Source organism: Brevibacterium casei CIP 102111 (assembly GCF_900169275.1).
GTDB classification, from domain to species: domain Bacteria; phylum Actinomycetota; class Actinomycetes; order Actinomycetales; family Brevibacteriaceae; genus Brevibacterium; species Brevibacterium casei.
Genome location: NZ_FXZC01000001.1, coordinates 194849 through 219875 on the forward strand (window position 1 = coordinate 194849; position 25027 = coordinate 219875).

21 protein-coding genes are annotated in these 25027 nt (G+C 69.1%); 15 read left to right on the top strand and 6 right to left on the bottom strand.

Features of this window, described 5'->3' with window-relative positions; all coding sequences use genetic code 11:
- Positions 1 to 4: 4 nt before the first annotated feature.
- Together BC102111_RS00880 and BC102111_RS00885 are read right to left on the bottom strand one after the other, a co-directional pair.
- Positions 5 to 892 (bottom strand): serine hydrolase, encoded by an 888-nt coding sequence (locus tag BC102111_RS00880; protein ID WP_009376623.1) that lies wholly within the window; start codon positions 890 to 892, stop codon positions 5 to 7.
- Entirely contained in the window at positions 889 to 1875 is a 987-nt protein-coding gene (locus BC102111_RS00885) for a LysR family transcriptional regulator (RefSeq protein WP_009376622.1), read from the bottom strand. The genes BC102111_RS00880 and BC102111_RS00885 overlap by 4 nt, the downstream gene beginning before the upstream one ends.
- A 94-nt stretch (positions 1876 to 1969) precedes the next feature.
- On the opposite strand from BC102111_RS00885, the gene BC102111_RS00890 reads away from it, so the two are divergent.
- The 5 genes from BC102111_RS00890 (at position 1970) to BC102111_RS00915 (ending at position 9316) form a co-directional block, all read left to right on the top strand.
- The gene (locus BC102111_RS00890; protein ID WP_063249507.1) at positions 1970 to 3889 is read left to right on the top strand and encodes a penicillin-binding transpeptidase domain-containing protein; all 1920 of its coding nucleotides are present in this window, start codon (positions 1970 to 1972) and stop codon (positions 3887 to 3889) included.
- Positions 3886 to 6162, top strand: coding sequence for a transglycosylase domain-containing protein (locus BC102111_RS00895; RefSeq protein ID WP_009376620.1), 2277 nt, complete (start codon positions 3886 to 3888; stop codon positions 6160 to 6162). Before BC102111_RS00890 ends, BC102111_RS00895 begins: the two co-directional genes overlap by 4 nt.
- Positions 6159 to 6497 (top strand): hypothetical protein, encoded by a 339-nt coding sequence (locus BC102111_RS00900; RefSeq protein ID WP_009376619.1) that lies wholly within the window; start codon positions 6159 to 6161, stop codon positions 6495 to 6497. The genes BC102111_RS00895 and BC102111_RS00900 overlap by 4 nt, the downstream gene beginning before the upstream one ends.
- A 118-nt stretch (positions 6498 to 6615) precedes the next feature.
- A complete protein-coding gene (gene bla / locus BC102111_RS00905; RefSeq protein WP_009376618.1) occupies positions 6616 to 7590 on the top strand; it encodes a class A beta-lactamase in 975 nt (324 codons plus the stop codon).
- Positions 7591 to 7948: 358 nt separating this feature from the next.
- Entirely contained in the window at positions 7949 to 9316 is a 1368-nt protein-coding gene (locus tag BC102111_RS00915) for an MFS transporter (protein ID WP_009376617.1), read from the top strand.
- A 107-nt stretch (positions 9317 to 9423) separates the two neighbouring features.
- Here the strand turns inward: BC102111_RS00915 and BC102111_RS00920 are convergent, their stop codons facing one another.
- On the bottom strand, positions 9424 to 10734 hold the full coding sequence (locus tag BC102111_RS00920; protein WP_009376616.1) for an MFS transporter: 1311 nt from the start codon (positions 10732 to 10734) through the stop codon (positions 9424 to 9426).
- An 84-nt stretch (positions 10735 to 10818) separates the two neighbouring features.
- Here BC102111_RS00920 and BC102111_RS00925 point away from each other — a divergent pair, with 84 nt between their 5' ends.
- The 4 genes from BC102111_RS00925 (at position 10819) to BC102111_RS00940 (ending at position 14549) form a co-directional block, all read left to right on the top strand.
- Positions 10819 to 11622: an IclR family transcriptional regulator gene (locus BC102111_RS00925; RefSeq protein ID WP_063249511.1), complete on the top strand. Its 804-nt coding sequence runs from the start codon at positions 10819 to 10821 to the stop codon at positions 11620 to 11622.
- 219 nt (positions 11623 to 11841) lie between these two features.
- Positions 11842 to 12945: a cupin domain-containing protein gene (locus tag BC102111_RS00930; protein ID WP_009376614.1), complete on the top strand. Its 1104-nt coding sequence runs from the start codon at positions 11842 to 11844 to the stop codon at positions 12943 to 12945.
- Positions 12942 to 13778 (top strand): fumarylacetoacetate hydrolase family protein, encoded by an 837-nt coding sequence (locus BC102111_RS00935; protein ID WP_063249513.1) that lies wholly within the window; start codon positions 12942 to 12944, stop codon positions 13776 to 13778. The genes BC102111_RS00930 and BC102111_RS00935 overlap by 4 nt, the downstream gene beginning before the upstream one ends.
- Positions 13779 to 13781: 3 nt before the next feature.
- A complete protein-coding gene (locus tag BC102111_RS00940; RefSeq protein ID WP_063249515.1) occupies positions 13782 to 14549 on the top strand; it encodes a maleylpyruvate isomerase family mycothiol-dependent enzyme in 768 nt (255 codons plus the stop codon).
- A gap of 73 nt (positions 14550 to 14622) precedes the next feature.
- Here BC102111_RS00940 and purB read toward each other — a convergent pair whose 3' ends face one another.
- Positions 14623 to 16056, bottom strand: a complete 1434-nt coding sequence (gene purB / locus BC102111_RS00945) for an adenylosuccinate lyase (RefSeq protein ID WP_101623388.1) — start codon at positions 16054 to 16056, stop codon at positions 14623 to 14625.
- A 182-nt stretch (positions 16057 to 16238) separates the two neighbouring features.
- Between purB and BC102111_RS00950 the strand changes: the two genes are divergently transcribed.
- The 6 genes from BC102111_RS00950 to BC102111_RS00975 all read left to right on the top strand — a co-directional run bounded on the left by BC102111_RS00950 (position 16239) and on the right by BC102111_RS00975 (position 22743).
- On the top strand, positions 16239 to 16484 hold the full coding sequence (locus BC102111_RS00950) for a hypothetical protein (protein WP_009376610.1): 246 nt from the start codon (positions 16239 to 16241) through the stop codon (positions 16482 to 16484).
- Entirely contained in the window at positions 16481 to 17302 is an 822-nt protein-coding gene (locus BC102111_RS00955; RefSeq protein ID WP_101623389.1) for a hypothetical protein, read from the top strand. Before BC102111_RS00950 ends, BC102111_RS00955 begins: the two co-directional genes overlap by 4 nt.
- Positions 17299 to 18816: an alpha/beta hydrolase gene (locus BC102111_RS00960; RefSeq protein ID WP_101623390.1), complete on the top strand. Its 1518-nt coding sequence runs from the start codon at positions 17299 to 17301 to the stop codon at positions 18814 to 18816. The genes BC102111_RS00955 and BC102111_RS00960 overlap by 4 nt, the downstream gene beginning before the upstream one ends.
- Positions 18817 to 19217: 401 nt before the next feature.
- Positions 19218 to 20312, top strand: a complete 1095-nt coding sequence (pdhA, locus tag BC102111_RS00965) for a pyruvate dehydrogenase (acetyl-transferring) E1 component subunit alpha (RefSeq protein WP_223290001.1) — start codon at positions 19218 to 19220, stop codon at positions 20310 to 20312.
- Entirely contained in the window at positions 20312 to 21286 is a 975-nt protein-coding gene (locus tag BC102111_RS00970) for an alpha-ketoacid dehydrogenase subunit beta (protein WP_009376603.1), read from the top strand. The genes pdhA and BC102111_RS00970 overlap by 1 nt, the downstream gene beginning before the upstream one ends.
- A gap of 17 nt (positions 21287 to 21303) precedes the next feature.
- Positions 21304 to 22743, top strand: a complete 1440-nt coding sequence (locus BC102111_RS00975; protein WP_095375334.1) for a dihydrolipoamide acetyltransferase family protein — start codon at positions 21304 to 21306, stop codon at positions 22741 to 22743.
- Between the two features lie 310 nt (positions 22744 to 23053).
- Here the strand turns inward: BC102111_RS00975 and BC102111_RS00980 are convergent, their stop codons facing one another.
- Both BC102111_RS00980 and BC102111_RS00985 read right to left on the bottom strand, forming a co-directional pair.
- Positions 23054 to 23434, bottom strand: a complete 381-nt coding sequence (locus BC102111_RS00980; RefSeq protein ID WP_146001378.1) for a hypothetical protein — start codon at positions 23432 to 23434, stop codon at positions 23054 to 23056.
- 275 nt (positions 23435 to 23709) lie between these two features.
- Positions 23710 to 24738: a protein kinase gene (locus BC102111_RS00985; protein ID WP_101623392.1), complete on the bottom strand. Its 1029-nt coding sequence runs from the start codon at positions 24736 to 24738 to the stop codon at positions 23710 to 23712.
- Between the last annotated feature and the right edge of the window lie 289 nt (positions 24739 to 25027).

The window sequence follows — 25027 nt, forward strand, 5'->3', positions numbered from 1 at the left end:
TCGCTCACCGGAGCGAGCGCAGGTGCTCGATCGCGAGCCGGGCGCAGTAGCCGATCGAGGCGTCGAGTTCGGGCTGGGAGAACGTCGCGATCGTCGAGCGGGTGAAGATCGCGATCGAATACGCCGTGCCGTCGCTGTCGACGATGACCCCTGCCTCGTGCCGGAAGTTGAGGAACGTCCCGGTCTTCCCGTAGTAGCTGACCGCATCCATGGGGAAGCCCGCGGCAATCCGGTGCCGGAAGATCTGCCTGCGCAGGAGGTCGCGCAGCACCGCGGAGTCCTCGGCCCCGAGCAGACGGCCTGTGTGGATGAGCTCGAAGAGGCGCGCGGTGGCACGCACGGTGCCGGTGTTGAACGCCGAATCCGGCAGCTGGGGCACGCGACCCGAGCGGGCATCGGCGACGGCGACGGCCAGGGCACGGGCCTCGTCGCCGCCGGCCACCTCGGCGAGGACATCGTAGAGGTGGGACATCGGGGCGACGACGTCGAACGAGCGGATACCGAAGCGGTGGAGCAGAGCGGTGATCCTCTCGGGCCCGACGAGGGCGAAGAGCGTGTCCGCGGCGGCATTGTCGCTGACCGACAATGCCATCGCGGCGAGGTCGCGCAGGCTCATCTCGACGGGATCGTGCAGTCCGGAGATCCCCGTCCCGCCCGGAGTCGCGGTCGTCGGGTCGACGACGACGCGCCGCGTGAGGTCGAGGACGCCGTCGGCGGCGGCATCGAGGAGGCCTGCGACGATCGCGACCTTGCCGACCGAGGCGAGCGGGATGCGCGCGGACTCCCGGATGCCGACCGAACGGTGGGTCTCGAGGTCCTCGGCGAAGAGGAACCCCTGCGCGCCGAGGCTCGTCCACACCCCGTTGATCTCGTCGATGACGGTTTCGCTCATGACGGTCCGAACAGCCTTTCATCCGCATAGCGGCCCTGGTGAGCGACGCTGCGGGTCTCATGGGAGCGGGCCCCGAGGATCCGGGCGATCGCCGTGAGGATGAGCGGCGACTCCATCGCGTCGAGGAGATCGAGGCTGCCGGAGCCGACGACCTCGACCCGGCGGGCGAGGTCGACGTCGCGCAGACCGCGGTAGGGCAGGGAGTGGGTGCGCGCGGTCATCGCCGGGCACAGGAGCACCGAGCCGTGGGCGAAGACATGGGTGACGGCGTCGAATTCGGTGTCGGCGACGACGAACTGGCCGAGGTGGATGCCGCGAGCGACGAGCGGGGTGAGCAGACCCGAATCGTGGAGGAGGCCGGCATCCTCGGGGAGGATCATGATCGTCTCCCGCTCCGAGGCCCGTCCGAAACCCATGCCAGGCGGCATCCCGCGCAGGTCGGCGGCGCTCATCGCTCCCTCGGACCCTGTGAATCGGGTCGAGGCGGCGACGAGGTCGACGACGAGGTCACTGGACTGCCGTCGACGCTGCGTCGGCAGGGGAGAGCCGAGCCCGCGGACGTCGAGTCCCGCGTCGATCTCCCCGGACTCGATGAGATCGTCGAGGGCCGCCGATTCGGCGGGGACGAACCGCGGCACGGCCCCGCCGAGGCGCAGCTCCTTCGTCGCCGAGACGAGGACCGCGGGGTCGAGGCGCCCGTGGACGCCGATGAGGGTGCCCTCCTCGCGACGACCCGCCACCTCGGCGAGGCCGTCGATGCGGCGCAGTATCTCGAGGATGTCGGGCAGCACCGCCCTGCCGGCGGCGGTGAGTCGGATGCGGCGACGGCTGCGGTCGAAGAGGCGCACCCCGAGGTGCCTCTCGAGGTCGGCGACCCCACGGGAGATCGGCGGCTGTGCGAGCGAGAGTTCGTCGGCAGCCCGCGTGAAGCTCTCGTGCTCGGCGACGGCACGGAACATCTCGAGGCTCTTGAGGAGGTTCACCGACCGGTCTCCACCTGGGTGTATATCAGAATCAGCATGATGCGAACTCCATGTGATATTGGACATGCTCAGGATGGGTGCCAACGATAGCACCATGAAGCCCCTGACACGAAGGATCATCGGTGTCGTCGTCGTGCTCGTGCTCGTCGGAGTCGGCGTTCTCGCGCTGCGCACCCTCCCCGTCCTCCCCTCGATCGCCGCGAGGCAGATCGCCGCCGACCTCACCTCCGGTCAGCTGCGCTCACAGGCATGGACGAACCCGGACGACGGGGACGACCTCGCCGGGATCGTCACGGACCTCGCCGAGGCGGGACAGGGCACACGCCGTGTCACCGTCGACGGCGTCGACTCGGCCGGCGGCACCGCGACGGCGACGCTGCGCTGGGACTGGGAGTTCGCCTCGGCGGCGGGTGACTGGTCCTACTCCGTCGACGTCTCCCTCCGGCGGTCCGGGGCACTGTGGACGGCCGAGTTCGAGCCCCGCCTCGTCCACCCCGACCTCGGTGACGGTGAGATCCTCACGGCCGAACGCACGGCCGGTGAGCGCGGGCGGATCCTCGGTGCTGACGACGCCGTCCTCGTGGCCGAGGGCGAGGTCATCGACGTCGGCCTCCAGCCGAGCAGGCTCACGGATGAGAAGGCGACACTCGCGCAGCTGGAGAAGTCGCTCGACATCGATCCGAAGGAGCTCGCCGAACGCGTCGAGAAGGCCGACCCGGACGCGTTCGTCCCCGTCATCACCCTGCGCAAGGACGACTACGAGCTCGTCAAGGGCGCGATCCTTAAGCTGCCGGGCACCGTCTTCCGCTCCCGCACGCAGCCGCTCGCGCGGACGAAGGGATTCGCCGCGGCGACGCTCGGCTCGGCCGGACGCGCCGAACCCGACGAGATCGCCGCCGAACCCGAGAGCCTCACCTCTGACTCCTACGTCGGGCGCAGCGGAATCCAGATGCTCTACGACGGCACGCTGCGGCCGGGCCCCGGGCTGCGGATCCTTGCCGAGGATGCTGCTTCGGGTGCTGCGGGCGGCGGATCCGGTGAGGGTCCGGGATCCGGTGAGGGTCCGGCGACGCTGTACACGGTCGACGGGACTTCCGGGGAGGACGTGACGACGACGCTCGACGTCGCCGTCCAGACCGCCGCCGAGGAAGCGGCGGCCACGGCGACGAAGCCGAGCGCGATCGTCGCGATCCGCCCGAGCGACGGCCATGTCCTCGCCGTGGCGAACTTCGACCCCACCGGGGCCGCGTGGGACCGGGCCCTGACCGGCCAGTACCCGCCCGGGTCCGTGTTCAAGATCGTCTCCGGGGCGGCGATGGTCGACTCCGGGATCACCCCCGGCACCGCCCTCGACTGCCCGAAGACGACGAGCGTCAACGGCAAGCGGTTCAAGAACGCCGAGGACCACGTGCTCGGCGAAGTCGACTTCTCAGAGAGCTTCGCCCAATCGTGCAACACGGCCTTCGTCAACTCGGCCCCCGACGTCACCGCGGCAGCCCTGAGTGAGACCGCGTTGAGCATGGGCATGGGCCAGATCGACATCGGCACAGACTCCTACATGGCCTCGGTGCCCGAGGCCGACGACCCCGTCGAGCACGCGGCGGCGATGATCGGCCAGGGCAAGGTGCTCGCCACACCATTGGCCGTCGCGACGATGACCGCGACCGTGGCCAAGGGGTCCACGGTCCGACCCCTCCTCGTCCTCCCCGACCGCCGGGACCGCACCGGCGAGGTGCCCGCCCCCGATCCGAAGGGGCTGGCCGAGGTCAAGGAGATGATGCGGGCGACGGTGACCGACGGCACCGCCTCGGCGCTCGCCGACGTCCCCGGTGACCCGGTCTACGGGAAGACGGGGACCGCCGAATACGGCACCGCGGTGCCCCCGCGCACCCATTCGTGGTTCGCCGGGTTCCAGGGGGACCTCGCCGTCGCCGTCCTCGTCGAGGACGGGGGATTCGGCGCCGAGGCGGCCGTGCCCGTCGCCGACCGATTCTTCACGGAGCTGAACTCATGAGACATCTGCTGAGATTCCTCGCCCTGTCCGTGTGCGCCGGGATCGTCGCCGCCGGACTCGCCAGCCCCGTCGCCGGATCCTCCGCCGCCGCCCTCGGTGCGGGAATGGACCTCTTCGACTCCCTGCCCGCCGAGCTCGACGACCGCCCACTCGCCCAACCGTCGACGCTGCTGACGAAGAATGGGACGACGATCGCGACCTTCTCGTGGCAGAACCGGGACGAGGTGCCGCTCGAGAGGATCTCGCAGCCGATGCGGGATGCGACGCTCGCGATCGAGGACCGCCGCTTCTACGAGCACGGTCCTGTCGACGTCGAAGGTGTGGCCCGGGCCGTCGCGAAGAACCTCCTCACCGGGTCCCTCCACGGCGGATCGACGCTCACCCAGCAGTACGTGAAGAACGTCCTCATCAATGCCAGCCAGGCCGATGGGGACGAGCAGGGCATCGACCGGGCCAGGGACCGCTCCGGGGTGAGCGGCATGGCGCGCAAGCTGCGGGAGATGCGGCTCGCGATCACAGTGGAGAAGACGTTCACGAAGGACGAGATCCTGAACCGCTACCTCAACATCGCCAGCTACTCGGGATCGCCCAACGTCTACGGCGTCCAGGCCGCCGCCCGGCAGTACTGGGGCGTCGACGCCGCCGAGCTGTCGATCGCGCAGGCGGCGACGCTCGCCGGGATCGTGCGCAACCCGTATGAGTACAACCCGCAGAAGAACCCCGAGGCGGTCATCGAACGCCGCAACCTCGTGCTTGAGAAGATGGCCGAATACGGGTACATCACCGCCGACGAGCAGAAGGAGGCGGCGGAGTCCGGACTCGACCTCAAGCCGAACGTCACTCCCAACGGCTGCGCCTCCGCCGGTGACCTCGCCTACTTCTGCACCTACGTCGAGAGCGGCGTCCTCACCGACGAACGCTTCGGTGCCACCCCCGAAGAGCGGAAGGAGACCCTGCGCCGAGGCGGTCTGACGATCCGCACCTCCATCGACTCGGCCCTGCAGAAGAAGGCCGTGGAAGCGGTGCGGGACCGGCTTCCCGTCGGGGACTCCTCCGGGGCGGTGCAGGCTCTCGTCAGCGTCGATGTCGCCACCGGAGAGATCCGGGCGATGACCCAGAACACGGAGTACAGCCTCGGCGAGGAGGAGAAGCGGGGACGCACCTCGGTCAACTACGCCGTCGACAGTCCCTTCGGCGGGGGCACGGGCTTCCAGCCGGGTTCGACGTGGAAGCCGTTCGTGCTCGCAGCCTGGCTGGCCGACGGCCGCAGCCTCGGCGACACCGTCAACGGGTCGGGGACCGACTACACGGGGTTCTCGACGCAGGGATGCGACGGTCGCAACTATGCCGCCGGCGGCTACAACCCGCGCAACGCCGGGGACTCCGGCGGCGCGGACGGCAGGATGACCGTGCTCGAGGCGACGAAGAAGTCGGTGAACAAGGCGTACGCGGACATGGCCTCGCAGCTGAACATGTGTGAGATCCGGGATACGGCGACGAGCCTCGGCGTGCGTCTGGGAACCGGGGAGAAGCTCTCTGCGGCGACATTGGAGAACGGGACCGAACAGGTCCTCTACCCGTCGTCGATCCTCGGGACGGTCTCCGTCTCACCGCTGACGATGGCCTCGGCGTACACGGCGTTCGCCAACCACGGGACGCGGTGCGCACCGCAGGCGATCGTCACCGTCACCGACTCCGAGGGCGAGGAGATCCGCGGTGCCGGTGGTGATGGGAACGCGGGGTGCGCCGAGGTGATCGACCCGACGATCGCCGACACCGTCGCGTACGCGCTCAGTCAGACCTTCGAGGGCGGGACGACGACGAGGCTGCGCATCGGCACACCGGCTGCGGCGAAGACGGGGACGACGAACTTCGAGGTCGGAGCGAGCTGGCTCGTCGGGTTCACCCGCGGCCTGTCGACGGCTGTGTGGACGGGCGACCCCGAGGGCATGCGCGACTGGCGGCGGAACTCACGCGGGTCGATGCCGCGCATCGTCTATGGTCAGACTGTATCGGGGCCGACATGGCAGGAGTTCATGCGCTACGCGGGTCCGCGCGCGGAGACCGGCGGCTTCCCGCGGCCCGACGGCGGAGGCGAGAGCGCGGGTCGGAATGCTCGGGGACCCGACGGCGGTAGCGAGGTCTCCCGCGGTGCCGACGGCGGGAGCGAGCCCGGCCGGTCGGGCGACGGACCGTCGGAGGCGGACGATGCTGGGAAGCCGGATGATCCGGCGAAACGCGACGGTGCCGAGGCGGGGCTGGGAGGGAGATGACTGTCGATGCCAAGGGTCGTCCGCGCTCGGTCGGTGGGGCTGTCGGGTTCGGGATCGCTGCCCTCGCCGTGTTCGCGTTCCCCATCGCGATGCTCGCCTTCCTCGGTCTCATCGCCTACTCGGGCTGCATCGTCCACTGCTCGGGGGAGCCGCAGACGGACTGGGTGACCACGCTGTCCTACCTCGGCGTCGCAGGCCTCCTCATCGTCGACATCGGACTGTGGGCGTGGGCAGGGTATCGATGGGGCCGGCCCGTGCCGCTCATCATCGCGGCGGTCCCCGTCGTTCTCACCTACATCGTTGTCGGCATCGGCGTCCTCGCCGGCGCGTTCTGAGAACCGGGGGAGAAGTCGACAGGGGTGGCCCAATCACGTGCCTGCCCCGAGTGCTCGGCCGAGGCGCGCACAGGCTCGGGAAGCGTACGCAGAGGGGACTTACTCGGATAGGAGAGAGATGACGAAATCACTGACACCGCGAACCCGGATGCTGCGGGCTGCGGCCGCGCTGGCCTGCACGAGCGGCCTCATCCTCGTCGCCGGCTGCCAGGAGGGCGGGGCGGCCACCTCGGCGGACGGGGCCGATCCGACTGCATCCTCCACATCGGTGACGCCCACGGATACAGGGGATCCGACTGCGGCGGACCCAGCCGAAGCCGACTCCGCCTTCACCCAGCTCGAAGACGACTTCGATGCCAGGGTCGGCGTCTACGCCGTCGACCTCGACACGGGTCGAGAGCTCGCCTGGCGCGGCGATGAGAGGTTCGCGTACGCGTCGACGATCAAGGCCATGGCCTCGGCGGCGCTGCTCGATGAGGTGGGGACTGACGGACTGTCGAAGAGGGTGTCGATCTCCGAGGACGACATCGTCAGCCACTCGCCGGTGACCGAGACGAAGGTCGGAGGCACGATGACGCTCGCCGAGCTCTGCGAGGCCGCGATGACCCAGAGCGACAACGGTGCTGCGAACCTCATCTTCGCCGAACTCGGCGGGCCCGCAGCCCTCGACGAACGCCTGAACGATCTCGGCGACACCGGAACCACGGTCTCGCGCACCGAACCGGGACTCAACGAGGCGAAGCCCGGGGATCCCCGCGACACCACCACACCGCGCGCCTCGGCGGGCAACCTCCGCGAATACGTCTTCGGCGGAGCGCTCGAGGACGACGAGGCGACGACCCTGACCGACTGGATGAAGGCCACGCAGACCGGGGACACGCTGATCCGAGCGGAGCTGCCCGAGGAATGGACGGTCGGGGACAAATCGGGCACCGGATACTACGGTTCGCGCGCCGACCTCGGGATCGTCTGGCCCGGCGACGGCGGTCCCATCATCATCTCCGTCCTCTCATCGAAGGACGAGAAGGACGCCGAGGCCGACGACCGTCTGATCTCCGGCGCAGCGGCCATCGCGGTCGAGCAGATCCGCTGAGTCGGCGGGCAGTGCGGCGCCGGCCTCCGCCGCGGGCTGCGGATCTCGTTCCCCATCGAGGTGAGAGCCGCGGCCGCCGACGATGAGCCGCTGTCGACGGCGGACGCCCTCGTCTCAGGTGCGGGGTCGCAGGGATTCGTCCGCCGTCGGCTCCCTTCCCGGGGCGATGGGAGGCGAGTCAAGGCGGCCGGACAGGGAGACTTGATAGCGTGCGTCTGTCTGTACTCGTGTGACCAGGGAGGACACGATGAATTTCGGCTGAAGCCTCCCGTGTGTCCGGGTCAGCTGATAGTCTCAAGCGCGGATCACCTGAGAGGCCCCTGACGGCCCCCTTCACTGCGAGCGAACGGAACCGACGATGTCCGAGTTCGAACCCGAATCACGCCCCCGCACCCAGGCAGGGGCAGGCTCTGCCGAGAAGGAGAGGGGACGCCGCCGCTCGATGCTCGTCGCCGCCTTCGGCACCGTCGTCGAATGGTATGACTTCTCGATCTTCTTCTACGTCGCGACGACGCTGACGAAGGAGTTCTTCGGCGGGCAGGCCGATTCGCTGCTGCTCACCCTCGGCGTCGGCGCCGCCGGATTCCTCTTCCGGCCGCTCGGGGCCATGGTCTTCGGCCACCTCGGCGATCGGGTCGGACGCAAGCACGCACTCGTCGTCTCCGCGGTGCTCATGGCCGTGTCCATGCTCGGCATCGCGATCATGCCCGACTACAACACGATCGGGATCTGGGCCGGGGTCGGCCTCGTCTTCTTCCGCTGCCTCTCCGGGTTCTCCGTCGGTGCCGAGTACACGGGGATCATGGTCTTCCTCATGGAGTCGGCGAAGCCGGGCAAGCGCGGACTCGCTGCGAGCTGGGCTGCGGCGAACAGCGAGGTCGGCGCCCTGCTCGCCGTCGGTTCGGGCGCCCTGCTGGCCAATACGCTCTCGACCGAGGCGATGGAGTCGTGGGGGTGGAGGGTGCTCTTCGTCCTCGGTGCCGTCCTCGCCGCGCTCATGGTTCCGCTGCGTCGGATGATGGTCGAGACCGACACGTTCAAGCGCCTGCAGAAGGCGGAGAAGACCGATGTCGTCCTCAAGCGCTCGCCGCTCATCACCGCGATCCTCGAACAGCCCCGGGCGATCATCGTCGCCTTCCTCATCTCCTCGATCGGGTCGGTGAGCTACTTCCTCAACATCACCTATGTGCCCACCTACGTCGAAGAGGTCGCCCAGGTCCCGAACTCGGGTTCGCTGGCGCTGGGCACCGTGGCCGCAGTCGTCGCCATCGTCGTCACGCCGTTCTTCGGGCTCGCCTCTGACCGGTTCGGGCGGAAGGCCTCCCTCGCCGGCCTCATGGTCGTCTTCATCTTCACGACGATCCCCGCCTATGTGCTCCTGAGCAACGACTCGGCGTCGATCGCGATCGGCGGCGCCGCATTCCTCGCGATCCCCGCCGCCGGGTGGAGCGCTGTGGCCGCGGCGATGATCCCCGAGCAGTTCACCGGCACGAGCCGCTTCTCGGGCATGGCCATCGGCTACAACGTCGCCACCGTCCTCTTCGGCGGACTCTCACCGCTTGTCGCCACGTGGCTGATGTCCTCGACCGGTCTCACCCTGGCACCGGCGATCTATGCGACGGTCATCGTCGTCGTCGCCGGCGTCCCTGTGCTCTTCCTCGCTCGCAGCATGGCGAAGAAGTCGCTCGCAGAGATCGATGAGGACCGCCACCTCGTGCCCGCGTAGAGGCCTCTGGGGCGGCCTCCGGCAGGAGGATCCGGTTCGACATCGAGCCCCATGTCGAACCGGATCCTCCTCGCGAAGGCGGTCCGCGCGAGGTGTGGTGCGTACTCTCAGGGCGCGACCGGTTCCGTGGCGGCCTGTTCGCCGTCGACGGCCCGCCGCCGGCGGCGACTGAGAACCGTGAGGGTGGCGAGGACAAGGGCCGAGGCCAGTGCCGCCCCTCCGAAGAGGAGGAAGCTCATCGACGGGTCGACCCCGTTGATTCCGAGGAGGATGCCCGAGACCTGCGGAGCGAGCACCGCACCGATGCGCCCGACGCCGAGTGCCCAGCCCAGGGCTGTGCCGCGCAGGTGTGCCGGGTAGTGCGAGGCGATGGCGCCGACGATGAGCGACTGCGTGCCGTGGGTGCCGATGCCCGCGAGGACGAGGGCGACGTAGATCGCGAGCGTCGCGGTCGTCCCGCTCATGAGCGCGACGAGGGCGATGCCGGCGACCGCCGCGGCGACCGTCGCCGTCGGCAGGATTCCGAACCGGTCGCCCGCCCATGCCGTGAGCACCGAGCCGACGACCGCGCCGAGGTTGAGGGCGATCGTGAAGGCCAGGGCGGGTCCGAGATCGGCGCCGGAGTCGCGCATGATCTTCGGCAGCTGCGTGCCGAGGCCGTACCACGCGAAGAGGGTGAAGAGGGTCGTGAGTGCGAAGAGGATCGAGAAGCTCAGCCACGGCGTGGACAGGATCGTGGAGAAGCCGGTCCGCGGCGCTGCGCGGTCTCCGGCCTCAACGTCCGCCTGCCCCGGGTCGCTGCCGGACGCGGCACGGGGCGCACCCGTCTCCGGCAGCACCTTCCAGGCGACGGCGAGAAGGATGAAGGAGACCGCGGTGATCCAGAACATCGCCGGCCACCCGAAGGCGGGGATGAGCCAGAGTCCGGTGAGCGCGGCGATCGTTCCGCCGATCGGCACCCCGGACATCATCAGGGTCGCCATCGAGCCGCGCCAGCGTGGGGGAACGAGCTCGGCGGTGAGCGCGTTCGCCGAGGGCACGAGTCCGCCGAGGCCGAGGCCGGCGATGAGGCGCAGCGCCCCGAAGACGCCGGGGTTCGGTGCCAGGGCGCAGGCGACCGTGGCCACGCCGAAGACGATGACGCAGAGCAGGATGGTCCGGCGGCGCCCGATCGCATCGGCGAGACGGCCGGCGACGACGGCGCCGATCATCATCCCGAGGAACGCGAGCGAGCCGAGGGTGCCCGCCGAGGCGGGGGTGAGTCCCCAGTCGGTGGTCTCGATGAGGGAGTTCTGGACGGCACCGTAGACGATGAGGTCGTAGCCGTCCATGACGATGAGCAGCCAGCAGATGACGACTGCCGCCCAGCGGCGCGCTTCGCTGCGCGCCGGGGCCTGTGAGGAGGTGGTCTCGGTCATGGGGGACACCGTAGGGAGGGTGTGAAGCCGATCACGAGTATATTCTGCTCTGCGGAATCCGGAGGACAGGCTACCGTGGGGGTCATGCCGCAGCATTTCAGCATCGTCAAACGTCCTGACCATGCCATCGAGTCCGTCGACAATGCCCTGCTGCTCATCGACCTCCTCCGCCGCCACCCGCAGGAGGGCGTGCGCGTCCAGGACGTCGCCGCGTACCTCGGGGTGGCGCCTTCGAGTGCGCACCGCCTGCTCTCAACGCTGCTCTACCGGGGATTCGTCACCCGCGGGCCCGCCAGGCAGTACCGGCCCGGACCCGCCCTCGGCGTCGCGGAGACCCAGGGCACACAGTCGGTGCCCGGCCCGGTCCTCGAGATCCTCGCCCAGCTCAGCGCCGACACCGGAGAGACCGTCTCCCTCCTGCGCCGTCGCGGAGTGAGCGTCGTCTTCCTCACGACCGTCGAATCCCGCCAGCGTCTGCGGGTGGGGGAGCGCACCGGCACCGTCCTCCCGGCGCGGCTGACCTCAGGGGGCAAAGCTCTGCTCGCCGCTCTCGACGACGTGTCGATCCGCGCCCTCTATGCCGGCGGGCGCTCGCCCGGTGAGCGCCTCGCCGGCAGCGACCTCGAGCGCCTCCTGGCCGAGATGGACGAGGTGCGAGCTCAGGGCTTCGCGCTCAATCTGCGGCAGACGGAGTCCGACATCAGCGCTGTCGGCATCGCGGTTCCGCACAGCAGCGGACTGCCTCCGCGCGACGCTGTGGCTCTGAGCGCGCCGGCGGTGCGCACGACGGCGCTGACCTCGGAGCGCTCGATCGACCTCGTGCGGCGCGCCTGCGCGGACCTCGCCGGACTCGAGCTCGTGCCGGAGAGCCCACCCCCGGCCGACTGAGCCGCCCGCGCCGTGCCCGCCCCCACCTCGGCGGAGCGATCGTTCCTGGTCACCATGGACAGCTTCCGACGCCGTCAACCTGTCCGGAACGACCAGCGATCGGCGAGGGCGCGTGCCTGCGCCATCGACCGATTCCGTCCAGCGGAATTCATGCTGTGACCTCGCCCACCGAGGAGTAGCCTCGGCGCAGATTCAACGCACTGGTCCGAGGAGGCCCCGATGACGCGCCCTGCACCGACGATGGTGAACCCCGACCCGACTCCCGAGGAGGAGCGAGAGCTCGAGGCGATGTATACGACCATGGCGGAGGAGAACATGATCCCGCTGTGGACCCAGCTCGACGAGCTCATGCCACAGGTCCCCGCCTCGGCGGCGGTCGCCCACCAGTGGCAGTGGTCGACCCTGCTCCCCCTGGCCGAACGTGCCGGCGACCTCGTGCCCGTCGGTCGCGGCGGGGAACGGCGGGCGATCGCCCTGGCCAACCCCGGCCTCGGCGGGGCGCCGTTCGCGACCCCGACGCTGTGGGCGGCGATCCAATACCTCGGCGGGCATGAGGTCGCTCCCGAGCACCGGCACTCGCAGAACGCCTTCCGCTTCGTCGTCGAAGGCGAGGGCGTGTGGACGGTCGTCAACGGCGATCCGGTCCGGATGTCGCGCGGGGACTTCCTGCTCACCCCGGGCTGGAACTTCCACGGTCACCACAATGAGACCGACCAGCCGATGGCGTGGATCGACGGCCTCGACATCCCCTTCGTCCACTACGCCGACACCTCGTTCTTCGAGTTCGGCATCGACCGCGTCACCGACGAGTCGACCCCGGACATCTCCCGCTCGGAGAGGCTCTGGGGGCACCCCGGGCTCCGTCCGCTCTCGGGCCTGTCGAACACCGTGAGCTCCCCGATCGGGGCCTACCGCTGGGAGCACACGGACCGCGCCCTCACCGAGCAGCTGCGCCTCGAGGACGAAGGCTTCCCCGCCACCGTCGGTCAGGGGCATGCGGCGATCCGCTACGTCAACCCGACCACCGGCGGAGACGTCATGCCGACGATCCGCGCCGAATTCCATCGTCTTCGCGCAGGCACGACGACACCGGTGACCAGGCGCGTCGGCTCCGAGGTCATGCAGGTCTTCGAAGGCTCCGGGCGCATCCTCGTCGACGACCGCGTCTTCGACGTCGTCACAGGCGATCTCGTCGTCATGCCCTCGTGGTCGGCGGTGAGCATCGAGACCGAGACCGGCCTCGACCTCTTCGCATTCAACGACCGCCCGATCATCGAAACCCTGAATTTCGCCCGCACCCACGTCGAAGGAGAACAGCAGTGAGACTTGCCACCATCGCCACCCCGTCCGGATCCCGTGCCGCAGTGGAGGACGGCGACGACTACGTCGTCGTCGAGGACTTCTCCGACGTCGGGGCCCTGCTCGCCGACGAGTACTGGCAGCGCACCGTCGCCGAGGCGATCGCCTCCCCGTCGGCGACCGTGCCCGTGAGCGAGGCCGAGGAGCTCCAGCTCATCACCCGCCCCGGCAAGATCGTGTGCGTGGGGCTCAACTACCGCAGCCACATCCTCGAGATGGGCCGTGACCTGCCCGCGTACCCGACCCTCTTCGCGAAGTTCGCCGAGACGCTGACCGGCCCGCACGACGACGTGCCGTTCGCGCCCGAGGATCCGGAGCTCGACTGGGAGGGTGAACTCGTCGTCGTCATCGGCAGGCAGGTCCGCCGGGCCGATGAGGCCGAAGCCGCCGAGGCGATCGCCGGGTACACGATCGCCAACGACATCTCGATGCGCGGCTGGCAGTTCCGGACGAAGGAATGGCTTCAGGGCAAGATGTGGGAGGACTCGACCCCGCTCGGACCCGTACTCGCGACCGGTGATGACTTCGACCCCGCCGAGGCGGTGCTCACCACCACGGTCAACGGCGAGGTGATGCAGCAGCATGCCATCGTCGACCTCCTCTTCACCCCGGCCCACCTCGTCTCCTACATCTCGACGATGATCACCCTCGACCCCGGAGACATCATCCTCACCGGCACCCCCGGCGGCGTCGGCCGTGCCCGCGACCCGCAGGTCTACCTGCAGCCGGGCGACGAGGTGAGCGTGTCGATCGACGGGATCGGGACGATCTCCAACCGCATCGTCGACGCCGGGTAAGCCATGGTCGCCCGGCACGATCTCACCACCGACCCCGCACTCCTGGCCGAACTGCTCACGGTGCGGCGGGGGACGGCGTTCTTCGCCCGCAAGCTCGGTGAGCTCTCCGACGCCGAGTTCGACGAACCGAGTCTTCTGCCCGGCTGGTCCAGGCGCCACCTCATCGCCCACGTCGGGTACAACGCTCGGGCGCTCACCCGCCTCGTGCAGTGGGCGAACACCGGCGTCGAGACGCCGATGTACGAGTCGCCTACGGCCCGTGACGCCGAGATCGACTTCGGGTCGACCCTGCCGGTGCGCGCCCTGCGCCACCTCATCGAGCACGCGGCGATCAGCCTCGACGTCGAATGGCGCGACAGCCCCGACGAGGCGTGGGAGGCGATCGTGCGCACCGCGCAGGGCCGGGAGGTGCCCGCCCGGGAGACCGTGTGGATGCGCACCCGCGAGGTGTGGCTCCACGCGATCGATCTGGACAACGGGGCACGGATGAGCGACATCCCCGCACCCGTCCTCACCCGGTTGCTCTCCGACATCACCGGGGCGTGGCGGGCGCGGGGAACCGATGCGGGGATCGTCGTCGCCGTCGAGGGGACGGACGACCGCCTCGGCGGGGCCGGCGTTGCGGACGGGGACCCGGCGGACGCGGGTGACCGGGACGGAACGGTCGTCAGCGGATCGCTGCCCGACCTGGTCCGCTGGGCCTCGGGCCGGGGCGATGCAGGCGTGCGGACCTCGACGGGTGAGCCGGTGACCGCGCCGAGGTGGATCTAGCCGACCCGGGGCACTCCCGGAGCCGAGCGGTCCCGGGACTGCTCGGCTCCGGGACCGCTCATGGTCGAAGGGCTCAGCCCTTCGCGGCTGCGTTCCAGGCGGCGACCTCGTCGCGGGCGAGCTGCTCGGCCAGCCCGATGTAGCTCGCCGGGGTGAGGGCCCTCAGGCGCCGGGTCTCCTCCTCAGGCAGGCCGAGGCCCGCGACGAACTCCTGAAGGTCGGCCTGGTGGATGCGCTTGCCGCGGGTGAGCTCCTTGAGCTTCTCGTACGGGTTCTCCATCCCGGCCACGCCCTGCAGGCCGGCCGCGCGCATGACCGACTGGATCGCCTCGCCGAGGACCTCCCAGTTCCCATCGAGGTCGGCGGCTAGGGCGTCCTCGTTGATCGCGAGCTGCCCGAGTCCCTTGACGAGGTTGCCCAGCGCGAGCACCGAATGCCCGTAGGCGACGCCGATGTTGCGCTGGGACGTCGAATCGGTGAGGTCCCGCTGCATCCGGGAGGTCACCAGCGTCGAGGCGAGCGAATCGAGAAGGGCGGAGGAGAGCTCGAGGTTCGCCTCGGCGTTCTCGAAGCGGATCGGGTTGACCTTGTGGGGCATCGTCGATGATCCCGTGGCGCCCGCGACGGGGATCTGCTTGAAGTAGTTCATCGAGATGTACGTCCACATGTCGGTCGCAAGGTTGTGGGCGATCCGATTGAACCGGGAGATGTCGGCGAAGAGCTCGGCATCCCAGTCGTGCGACTCGATCTGCGTGGTCAGCGGGTTGAACGTCAGGCCCAGGCTGCCCTCGACGAAGGTGCGGGCGATCTGCGGCCAGTCCGCGCCGGGCACCGCGGCCATGTGCGCGGAGTACGTGCCGGTCGCACCGTTGATCTTGCCGAGGAATTCGGTCGCGGCGATCCGCTCGTACTGGCGGCGCAGGCGGTGGACGAAGACCGCGAGCTCCTTGCCCATCGTCGTCGGCGTCGCCGGCTGCCCGTGGGTGTGGGCGAGCATGGGGACGCCGCCGAGGTCGGCGGCGGTGTCGGCGAGGGCGTCGATGAGGGCCTTCGCCCGCGGCAGCCACACCTGTTCGGTGGCCTCCTTGATGCCGAGCGCCCACGAGAGGTTGTTGATGTCCTCGGACGTGCAGCAGAAGTGGACGAGCTCGCTGAGGTCGTCGGCGCCGATCTCGACTAGTGCGTCCTTGATTGTGTATTCGACGGCCTTGACGTCGTGGACCGTGACCGCTTCGTGAGCGGCGAGCGTCGCAATCGTCTCAGCGTCGAAGCCCGCGGCGAACTTCCGCAGCGCCGTGACCTCTGACTCGGTGAGAGTGCGGACGCCCGGGATCACCGAGTTCCGCGCGAGGTGGATGAACCATTCGACCTCGACGCGGATGCGGTTGCGGTTGAGCGCGGCCTCCGAGAGGTGATCGACGAGGTCAGCGGTGTCCTTGCGGTAGCGACCGTCGAGCGGTCCGAGGGCGATGGCGGGTGAGACTTCAGCAAGTGAAACGGTCGGCATGCCCTCATTTTCTCACGACCCGCCGCCACAGGCGGACTCGCGCTCACTCGCCTGTGGACGGGCAGGGGACTCGCGTGTCAGGCGGCTGTGGACGCTCAGGCCGTGTCCACAGGCCGATTCGCCCCCCTTGGTCTCGGTCGGCCGGATTCCTAGCGTGGGGGCGATGACGAGAGGAGACCGGGATGATCACCGACGAACTCGCCGCCAGCCGCGACGGCTGGCGGCAGCGGGCGAACGAGCTGCGGGTGCTCGCGAACGCGACCCGGCGGATCGACGGGTGGGACTCACCGGCGGGCCGTCTCCTCATCGAACGTCTCGGTTCGTGTGCGGAGGCGATCGGTCTCCTCGCCGATCGCGCCGACGACCTCTCCGAAGCGTACGATCTCCACCTCCAGGTCGTCTCCGTGGGCGGGAGGATCCAGCTGTGAACGGCCACGGCGTGCTCGACTCCCGGTGGATCACCGTCGACCTCGGACGCATCCTCCGCCTGCCTGACCGGCTGCGCCGCCTGTGGCCGAGCGATCTCCTGCCCCAGACCGACAGAGACCCTTCCGTCGGGCCGACCCCTTCAAGGCGGTGTGCGACCCGGCCGCCGGGGTCTGCCGTCCCGGACGGGGATGGCCACCCGCCGGAGCTCGGCGGGCACCCGCCGTCACGGGCCGCCGTCGCCCGGGCGGCCGCCTCGGCGGGGATCACCCTGACCGCACCGTCGGCCGCAGTCCGCGAGGAACTCCCCGCCGAGGTCGTGCGCCCGCGAGACCTCGACGTCCTCTCGGCGTGGCTGGCAGGGTTCGCCGCCGAACTCGACCTCGCCCGCACCCGGATGGCGCTCGTCGTCGGTGCCGAGAACAGCGCCGTCCACCTCGAGATCGCCATCGCCGCCGACTCCTGCCTCGCGATGCTCGCCCTGCGCGGAGCAGACAACGCCGACTTCGCCGGGTACGAGTTCCTCCGCCGCCTCGAACCGGGTGAGGTGGCGTCCGTGTGCGAGGACCTCTCCGACCTCGTGGCCGGCGACTGCGTCCTCACCCTCACCTGCCTCGGAAGCAGTGCCGACGGGCAGCCTGCCCGCGCAGGGATGGAGTTCCTCCACCGACAGGCGGGGAGATGGTCACGACCGCTCCTCGAGCGAGGGGAGAACGGGATGACGGTCGCGCGCACGGAGGAGATGCCCGATGGTGCGGTGCGGATGGTCGTCGCCTCGATGCTCACGCGTCTGCGCTTCGCCGAGGTGGGCTCCCCATGATCGGAACGACGACCCGTGGCGGGGGCGGGATCACGGTCGGCGATCGGATCGAGATCAGCGGCACCGACCTCGACCGCCTCGGCGCGCGGATCGGGGAGCTCTCGGCCGACGGCACGGTCGGCGACTTCGACCTCGGCACCCTGCTCACGCAGGTGCCGGCGCCGCTCACCGCCCTCAACCTCGACGCCGCCCAGGTCCGCTATCACCAGCAGCTCGCGCTCGTGCTCGCCGAACTCGAAGCGACGGTGCTCGCGATCCGCACCGCAGCGCTCGCCTACCGCGAGGCAGAGAAAGGAGTGAGCGAGGTCTTCGGGGGACTCCTCGACGGCCTCGGATATGCCACCGGCAGGCTCATCGCCATCAGCCTGCCCGTCATCATCCCCGCCGCCATCGCCGTCGGCGTCCCCGCCGTCGCAGGATGGCAGATCATCGACGCCACGGGACTCGACGACGTGGTCGAGCGGCACTTCGGCATCGACCTCGGCCAGGCCAAAGCCGACATCACCGAGGACTTCGTCGCCCTCGTGTTCGAGAACTCCGACGCCACCGGTGCCGTCATCGAGCACGTGCTGCCGGGGATGGTCGTAGGCTTCCTCGGGCTGCCGCCGGGACTGCTCGCCGTCGACTCGGACACGACGCTGTGGCCCCACGACTCGGGGTCGATGACCGCGTGGGTGCTTGCGGCCGCGAACCTCGTCGGTCTGCTCACCCCGTCCGAGGTTGAGGTGTGGAAGGCGCAGGGACTGACGCAACCCCACACCAGACCCCCGGCCGACGTCGCCGAGCTCTACGACCGCGAAGCCGCCCAGCATCGCGGAGTCGACTCGGGCCAGGTGCGCATCGAAGAGGTGCGCTCTCCCGACGGAACCACGCGCTACATCGTCTACGTTCCGGCGACCACGGACTGGTCACCGGTCCCGGGGGAGAACACGACCGACCTGACGACGAACGTCGAGGGCATGGCCGGCAACGACACGGTGATGCGCGAGATGGTCCGGCGGGCGATCGCCGACGCCGGGATCCCAGACGACGCCGAGGTGATGCTCGTCGGATACTCCCAGGGCGGCATCACGGCCGGGTCGCTGGCCGCCGATCCCGCGTTCCTCGCCGACGTCAACGTCACCGCGCTCGTCACCGTCGGGGCGCCCGTGTCCGACTTCCCCATCGATGAGGGCATCGACGTCCTCTCGATCGAACACGAACAGGACCTCGTTCCCGATCTCGACGGCAACGAGAACCCGGTCCGGGACCGCTGGTCGACCATCACCGTCGACTACGATCCTGACGCGCTGCGGCGGGCACCGAACCTCGCCGACCGCAGCGACAAGGAGCTCGACGACATGTTCGACTCCGCGGGCGCCGCACACTCCTCGGCCGCCTACTCCGCCTCGATCGGCCTCATGGTCGCCGCCGGTCACCCGGCACTCAGGGGATTCACGGCGAGGAACGCGCAGTTCTTCTCCGGGCGCATCACCGAGACCCGGGACTACCAGGGACGACGCAGGCGCAGCTGAACGGATCGGGGTGCTCGGACATGCGGTGGTCGGACTCCCAACCACCTCGGCGAGGATCGACAAACGTCACCGCGAACCTTTGGCGAGTGACGCACAGCACGAGGTCACACCCCTAGGCTGACCACGACCGATGATCTTCGGAGTCGGTGCGGACGCCGCTTCCGCACAGCGCGCTCGACACACCGGTCCAGTGGCACCGGCTGAGGCGATTCGGTATCGTTGACATACCTGTGAATCGCATCACTCGAGGGTGAGTCCTCCCACCAGAGGCCCCGCCCGCAGCACCCGGTCCGCCACTGGTCACCTCCGGTGGGTCGGACCACGAACAAAGGAGTACTGGAATGACCTCGAACATTTCAGTGGGATCCGGGACTGCCCACAGTCAGCCCACGGAGCCTCGCATGATTCAGATGCTCACGGAGGACGGCAACCGCGTCCAGTCCGGAGAGTACGACGCGTTCGCCGCAGAGCTCACCGATGAGGATCTGCGCGGGTTCTATCGGGACATGGTTCTCGTCCGCCGCGTCGATGCGGAGGGAGCCGCACTGCAGCGGCAGGGACAGCTCGGCCTCTGGGCGCCGATGTTCGGCCAGGAGGCCGCTCAGATCGGCATGGGGCGCGCAGCGCGTCCGCAGGACTTCGTCTTCCCCACCTACCGCGAACACGGCCTCGCCTACACCCGCGGCGTCGAACCGGAGACCCTCCTCGGCATCTTCCGAGGTCAGAACCACGGCGGTTGGGATCCGCAGGAGCACCGCTTCCACACGTACACGATCATCATCGGCTCCCAGACTCTTCATGCCGCCGGGTATGCGATGGGTGTCAACATGGACGGCGACGTCGGCACCGGCGACCTCGACCGCGACACCGTCGCCATCGCCTGCTTCGGTGACGGCGCGACCTCCGAGGGCGACGTGTCCGAGGCGCTCAACTTCGCCGGGGCCTTCCACGCCCCTGTGCTCTTCTTCTGCCAGAACAACCAGTGGGCGATCTCCGAGCCCACCCGTGTCCAGAGCGCGGCCCCGCTGTACAAGCGCGGCGAGGGCTTCGGGGTGCCCGGCATCCGCGTCGACGGCAACGACATCATCGCGATGTACTCCGTGGCCCGTGCGAGCCTCGACTCCGTGCGCGCCGGCAACGGTCCGATGCTCATCGAGGCCTTCACCTACCGTCGTGGTGCCCACACCACGGCTGACGATCCGACGAAGTACCGTGACCGCGCCGAAGAGGAGATCTGGGAGGACCGCGACCCGATCACGCGTCTGCGCGCCTACCTCGAGAACCACACGGACACGGGTGAGGACTTCTTCGCCGAGGTCGACGCCGAAGCCGACACCCTGGCCGCGCGCATCCGCCACAACTGCGTGACCATGGAGGACCCGGATCCGGTCGAGATGTTCGCCAATGTCACCTCCGAGCCTCACTCGCTGGTCGATGAGGAGCGTGCGGAATTCCTCGCATACCAGTCCTCATTCGCCGATGCAGGTGAGGCCTGATGGAGAAACTTCCCCTTTCCAAGGCGATCACAGCCGGTCTGCGGAAGGCCATGGAGGACGACCCGAAGGTCGTCCTCATTGGTGAGGACATCGGAAAGCTCGGCGGCGTCTTCCGCGTCACCGAGGGCCTGCAGAAGGATTTCGGTCCGCAGCGGGTCATCGATGCGCCGCTGGCCGAATCCGGGATCGTCGGCACGTCGATCGGCATGGCGATCCGCGGCTACCGGCCCGTCGTCGAGATCCAGTTCGACGCGTTCATCTTCCCCGCCTACGACCAGATCGTCACGCAGGTCGCCAAGCTCTACAACCGCACGCTCGGCAACGAGCGCATCCCGATGGTCATCCGCGTGCCCTACGGCGGTGGGATCGGCTCTCCCGAGCACCACTCGGAGAGCCCGGAGGCCGTCTTCGCCCACCACGCCGGCCTCAAGCTCATCAGCCCGTCGACGGCCAATGACGCGTACTGGATGATCCAGGAGGCGATCAAGAGCGACGATCCGGTGATGTTCTTCGAGCCCAAGCGCCGCTACTGGCAGCGCGGGGACGTCGACACCACTCGTCATGATCTCGGGATGCTCGAGGCGCGGGTGCTCAGCGAGGGCACCGACGTCACGCTGGTGACCTACGGCCCGCTCGTGCCCACGGCCCTCGACGTCGTCGCGGCGGCCGCGGAAGAGGGCAAGAGCGTCGAACTCATCGACCTGCGCAGCCTCAACCCGCTCGACCTCTCGACGATCGAGCGCTCCGTGGTCAAGACCGGTCGCCTCGTCGTCACCCATGAGGCGCCGACGTTCCTCGGTCTGGGATCGGAGATCGCCGCCCGCATCTCGGAACGCTGCTTCTTCAACCTCGAGGCCCCGGTCATCCGGGTCGGCGGGTACCACACCCCCTATCCGGGCTCGCGGATGGAAGAGCACTACCTGCCCGACCTCGATCGCATCTTCGACGGTGTCGACCGGGCCCTGGCCTACTGACGAGAAGGAGAGCAAGAATGGCATTCGAATTCCCCCTTCCCGACGTCGGCGAAGGCCTCACCGAGGCGGACATCGTCTCCTGGAAGGTGTCCCCGGGCGATGAGGTGACGGTCAATCAGATCCTCGTCGAGATCGAGACCGCGAAGTCACTCGTCGAGCTGCCCAGCCCTCAGGCCGGGACCGTCGGCGCCCTCCTCGTCGAGGAGGGTCAGACCGTCGAGGTCGGCACCCCGATCATCCGCTTCGGAGGTGCCGATGACTCCGGCGCCGAGGCGGCCGAGACGATGTCCGCGCCCCACGCCGAGACGCAGGCGCCTGCCTCCGAAGGCGCGGTGACGACCGACGACGAAGGCGGTGCCACGCTCGTCGGCTACGGCGCGAAGGCTGCCTCGTCGAAGCGTCGCCCCCGCAAGGGTGCGCCGGCGACCGGCGGCTCCGGTGCGTCGGCGACCGGCGGCACTGCCGCCGGTTCGGCTGCGGAGGCTCCGGCAGCGCAGTCGGGTGCGGGAGCGCAGTCGGGTGCGGAAGCGCAGCCGGCCGCGGAGGCGCCGACCGCCTCGGCGGGTGTGGCCCCCACGGGAGCAAAGCCCCTGGCCAAGCCGCCGGTGCGCAAACTCGCGAAGGACTTGGGCATCGATCTCGCCACGGTCACTGCGACCGGCTCCCGCGGCGAGGTCACTCGCGCCGACGTCCAGGCGGCCGCCGACGGCTCGGCCGCACCTGCAGTCTCAGGGGCGACCGCCTCGGCGAGTGTCGATACCGGCGAACTCGAGGAGCGGATCCCGTTCAAGGGCGTGACGAAGATGATGGCCAAGGCCATGGTCGACTCCGCGTTCACGATGCCCCATGTCACGGAGTTCCTCGACGTCGACGTCACCGAGACGATGGCGTTCGTCCGTCGGCTCAAGGCGTCGAAGGTGCTCGGCGAGGATGTGCGTGTTTCTCCGCTGCTCATCGTCGCGAAGGCCGTCGCGTGGGCGGTGGGACGCAACCCGCGGATCAACTCGGCCCTCGAGGGCGATGACATCGTCGTCAAGAAGTACGTCAACCTCGGGATCGCCGCTGCGACTCCGCGCGGACTCATCGTGCCGAACATCAAGAATGCGCACGCGATGGGTCTGACGCAGCTCGCACAGGGCATCCAGGACCTCACGGCCCTGGCCCGGTCGGGCAAGACGCCTCCGGCGGACCAGACGGGTGGGACGATCACCATCACCAACGTCGGCGTGTTCGGCGTCGACGCCGGCACCCCGATCATCAACCCTGGTGAGGCCGCGATCCTCGCCTTCGGGCAGGTGCGGAAGAAGCCGTGGGTGGTCGACGACGAGATCGTTCCGCGCGAGATCACGACCCTGTCGGTGAGCGCCGACCATCGCGTCGTCGACGGCGAGATCATCTCGAAGTTCCTCGCCGACGTCGGCCGCGGCCTCGAGGATCCGAGCGTCCTCCTCGCGTGAGGTCGCGCGCCTCGTTCGGTAGGTGTGTCCCGCTCGGTAGGGGTGTCCCGCTCGGGTGAGAAGTCGTCGGGTGACCGGTACGCAAGCTCCGACGCCACAACGCCCCAGCAGCGATAACGCCCCCGCAGCCTCTTGTCCTACCCTTGCACGCGTAGGACAAGAGGCTGCGAGGGCGTTGCGCGAAGCTGCCGGGAGGACGTATCGCTCAAGGGGAGATGCGGCGCCCCGGGTGGGAATTGCTTCGAGAGCCGTCTCGGGACACAACAGGACTCACGCTCTGCTGGTCTGTGGAACAAGCTGGCAGCACTGTTCACCCGGCGGCGCGCTCAAACTCAGACTGTCGTGGCCACGCCACAGCGGATGCGGCCGCCACCTGCACACCGGCTGCCAGCGTCACGCCCAGAATCCACCAGAGTCCTGCGTCGAGCAGCACTGACCACGCGGTGACGACGAGGCCGGCGCAGAATGCCATGAGGACGAGACGCGGTTTCGGAACGAGTCGTCGTGCCCGAAGAAGCGGGACGAGCAGGCACAGCCAACCGACGAGCAGGACGATGACCCCGATCGAGTCCGACGCTGATGGCCCGTGGTCGTTGCTCAGCGACAGCACTCGCGCACCTTGGTCAGGCAGTAGCACCACGACAGTGCCGATCAGCGACAGGGCGAACCAACCGCAGAGGCCGAATCTCATGTGCCTCCGCGCCGGGGCGGAGCTCCGTGTACGCCGCATTCTCAACTCCACGTCCGCGTGATCGAGATGCCCCCAGCATAGACGCAGCCGGGGCATAGCGCGTGTCGACGAGTTCCGTCGAAAAGTATGACGCCCCCGCAGCCTCTTCTCCTACCCTTGCACGCGTAGGAGAAGAGGCTGCGGGGGCGTTGCGCGAAGCTGCCGGGAGGACGTATCGCCCGAGGTGCGTTCTGCTGCTTCGAGGGCGATTCGGCGCCTCGGGTGCCGTGGGCACCCTACTTGTCGAGGTAGGCGCTGTTCTTCTCGGAGTACTCGCCGTCCTTGACGAGCCGCTTGGCGAGGCAGTGGTCGCGGTCGAGACCCCATGAGCGGCACTGCTCGAGCGCCGGGCCGGAGTCCTTGTACGGCGTATCGATGACGGTGACCCAGTAGCCGCCGGTCTTGTACGCCTTCCACTCACTGCTGTCGAGGAGGATCGCACCCGGGTACTTGACCTGGTTCGCCTTGAATTCGTCGAGGATGTCCTGCGCCGACCACGTCTTCCCGTCGGCTTCGGTGCCGACCTGCTTCGCGCTCACCTGCGTCACCCACTGACCTTCGAGGGCGGCGGCCTTCTCGGCACCCGACTCGACGAAGCCGTCGAGCTCCTCCTCGGGCGAAGCAGAGGGCTGGACGAGTTCGTCGCTCGGCGACAGTGCCTGAGAGGTCGGCTCGCCGCTGACATCGGCGGGCACGGTCCCGGTCTCCGGAGCGAGCCACCGGATGCCGAAGAAGCCGACGAGCGCGAGGACCATGACGATGGCGAGGATGACGACGACGACCTTGAGGCCGGTGCTTCTGCGCGGGCGCACGGACTGCGTCTGACCGGAGTCGGGACCGCCGTAGCCGGGCACCGCTGCGAAGCCGCCCGAATCCGTGCCGCGCCCGGAGGAGCCGCCGGCATAACCGGGCTGGGCGGGGAACCCGCCGCTGTTCGGGTTGCGGGCCTCACCGGTGCGGCGAGGTCCTCCGCGACCGCCACCGCGGGCGTGTTCGGGCGCGCGCGCGTTGATGTGGTCCTGGAACGGTGAGCTGCCGGCCGGAGCGAAGACGTTGCTGCGGCGGGTCTGCGAGACGGGGAAGTCGCCGGTGTGGCGTTCGATGTACTCGTAGTACGTCGAACGGTCGAACTCGGCCTCGGCCGGGTTCGGGTCCTGATCCTGTCCCTGCGGCTGAGCCTGGGCGCCCCGGCCGGATCGATCGGTCGGAACCCAGTCATCGCTGGTCGCGGGACGGATGCGCGGCCTCGGTGGAACGTCGCTCATCTGTCCTCCAGAGTGCCAGATGTGGTGGCAATCATCTTCTTACCTTGACACGAGTTCCATGGGTCTTCAACACGGCCCCGAAGCCCCCGTACCCCTTACATCTGCAGTGATCGCCGAGGCGGCCCGACCCTGAGTGCGGACGTGCAGAGGGGCGTCTGGCAAGGGGAGTGGATGCTCGACATGCCGCGATCCGCGCGGATCCGGGCGATACTCCTACCGGGAGGTAGTTGAAACACAGACTTTTCGGGCGAGCGGCGGCTCGCGCGGTGTCCCGGGTGACTTCGGAGGG

Bases quoted from the DNA above. Each gene is read 5' to 3' on its own strand.
- BC102111_RS00925 (WP_063249511.1), top strand. From the start codon at position 10,819: ATGCCGCAGCATTTCAGCATCGTCAAACGTCCTGACCATGCCATCGAG.
- BC102111_RS00940 (WP_063249515.1), top strand. From the start codon at position 13,782: ATGGTCGCCCGGCACGATCTCACCACCGACCCCGCACTCCTGGCCGAA.
- BC102111_RS00930 (WP_009376614.1), top strand. From the start codon at position 11,842: ATGACGCGCCCTGCACCGACGATGGTGAACCCCGACCCGACTCCCGAG.
- BC102111_RS00895 (WP_009376620.1), top strand. From the start codon at position 3,886: ATGAGACATCTGCTGAGATTCCTCGCCCTGTCCGTGTGCGCCGGGATC.
- BC102111_RS00880 (WP_009376623.1), bottom strand. From the start codon at position 892: ATGAGCGAAACCGTCATCGACGAGATCAACGGGGTGTGGACGAGCCTC.
- BC102111_RS00900 (WP_009376619.1), top strand. From the start codon at position 6,159: ATGACTGTCGATGCCAAGGGTCGTCCGCGCTCGGTCGGTGGGGCTGTC.
- purB (WP_101623388.1), bottom strand. From the start codon at position 16,056: ATGCCGACCGTTTCACTTGCTGAAGTCTCACCCGCCATCGCCCTCGGA.
- BC102111_RS00985 (WP_101623392.1), bottom strand. From the start codon at position 24,738: ATGAGCGACGTTCCACCGAGGCCGCGCATCCGTCCCGCGACCAGCGAT.
- BC102111_RS00960 (WP_101623390.1), top strand. From the start codon at position 17,299: ATGATCGGAACGACGACCCGTGGCGGGGGCGGGATCACGGTCGGCGAT.
- BC102111_RS00970 (WP_009376603.1), top strand. From the start codon at position 20,312: ATGGAGAAACTTCCCCTTTCCAAGGCGATCACAGCCGGTCTGCGGAAG.
- BC102111_RS00915 (WP_009376617.1), top strand. From the start codon at position 7,949: ATGTCCGAGTTCGAACCCGAATCACGCCCCCGCACCCAGGCAGGGGCA.
- BC102111_RS00980 (WP_146001378.1), bottom strand. From the start codon at position 23,434: ATGAGATTCGGCCTCTGCGGTTGGTTCGCCCTGTCGCTGATCGGCACT.
- BC102111_RS00950 (WP_009376610.1), top strand. From the start codon at position 16,239: ATGATCACCGACGAACTCGCCGCCAGCCGCGACGGCTGGCGGCAGCGG.
- bla (WP_009376618.1), top strand. From the start codon at position 6,616: ATGACGAAATCACTGACACCGCGAACCCGGATGCTGCGGGCTGCGGCC.
- pdhA (WP_223290001.1), top strand. From the start codon at position 19,218: ATGATTCAGATGCTCACGGAGGACGGCAACCGCGTCCAGTCCGGAGAG.
- BC102111_RS00920 (WP_009376616.1), bottom strand. From the start codon at position 10,734: ATGACCGAGACCACCTCCTCACAGGCCCCGGCGCGCAGCGAAGCGCGC.
- BC102111_RS00975 (WP_095375334.1), top strand. From the start codon at position 21,304: ATGGCATTCGAATTCCCCCTTCCCGACGTCGGCGAAGGCCTCACCGAG.
- BC102111_RS00890 (WP_063249507.1), top strand. From the start codon at position 1,970: ATGAAGCCCCTGACACGAAGGATCATCGGTGTCGTCGTCGTGCTCGTG.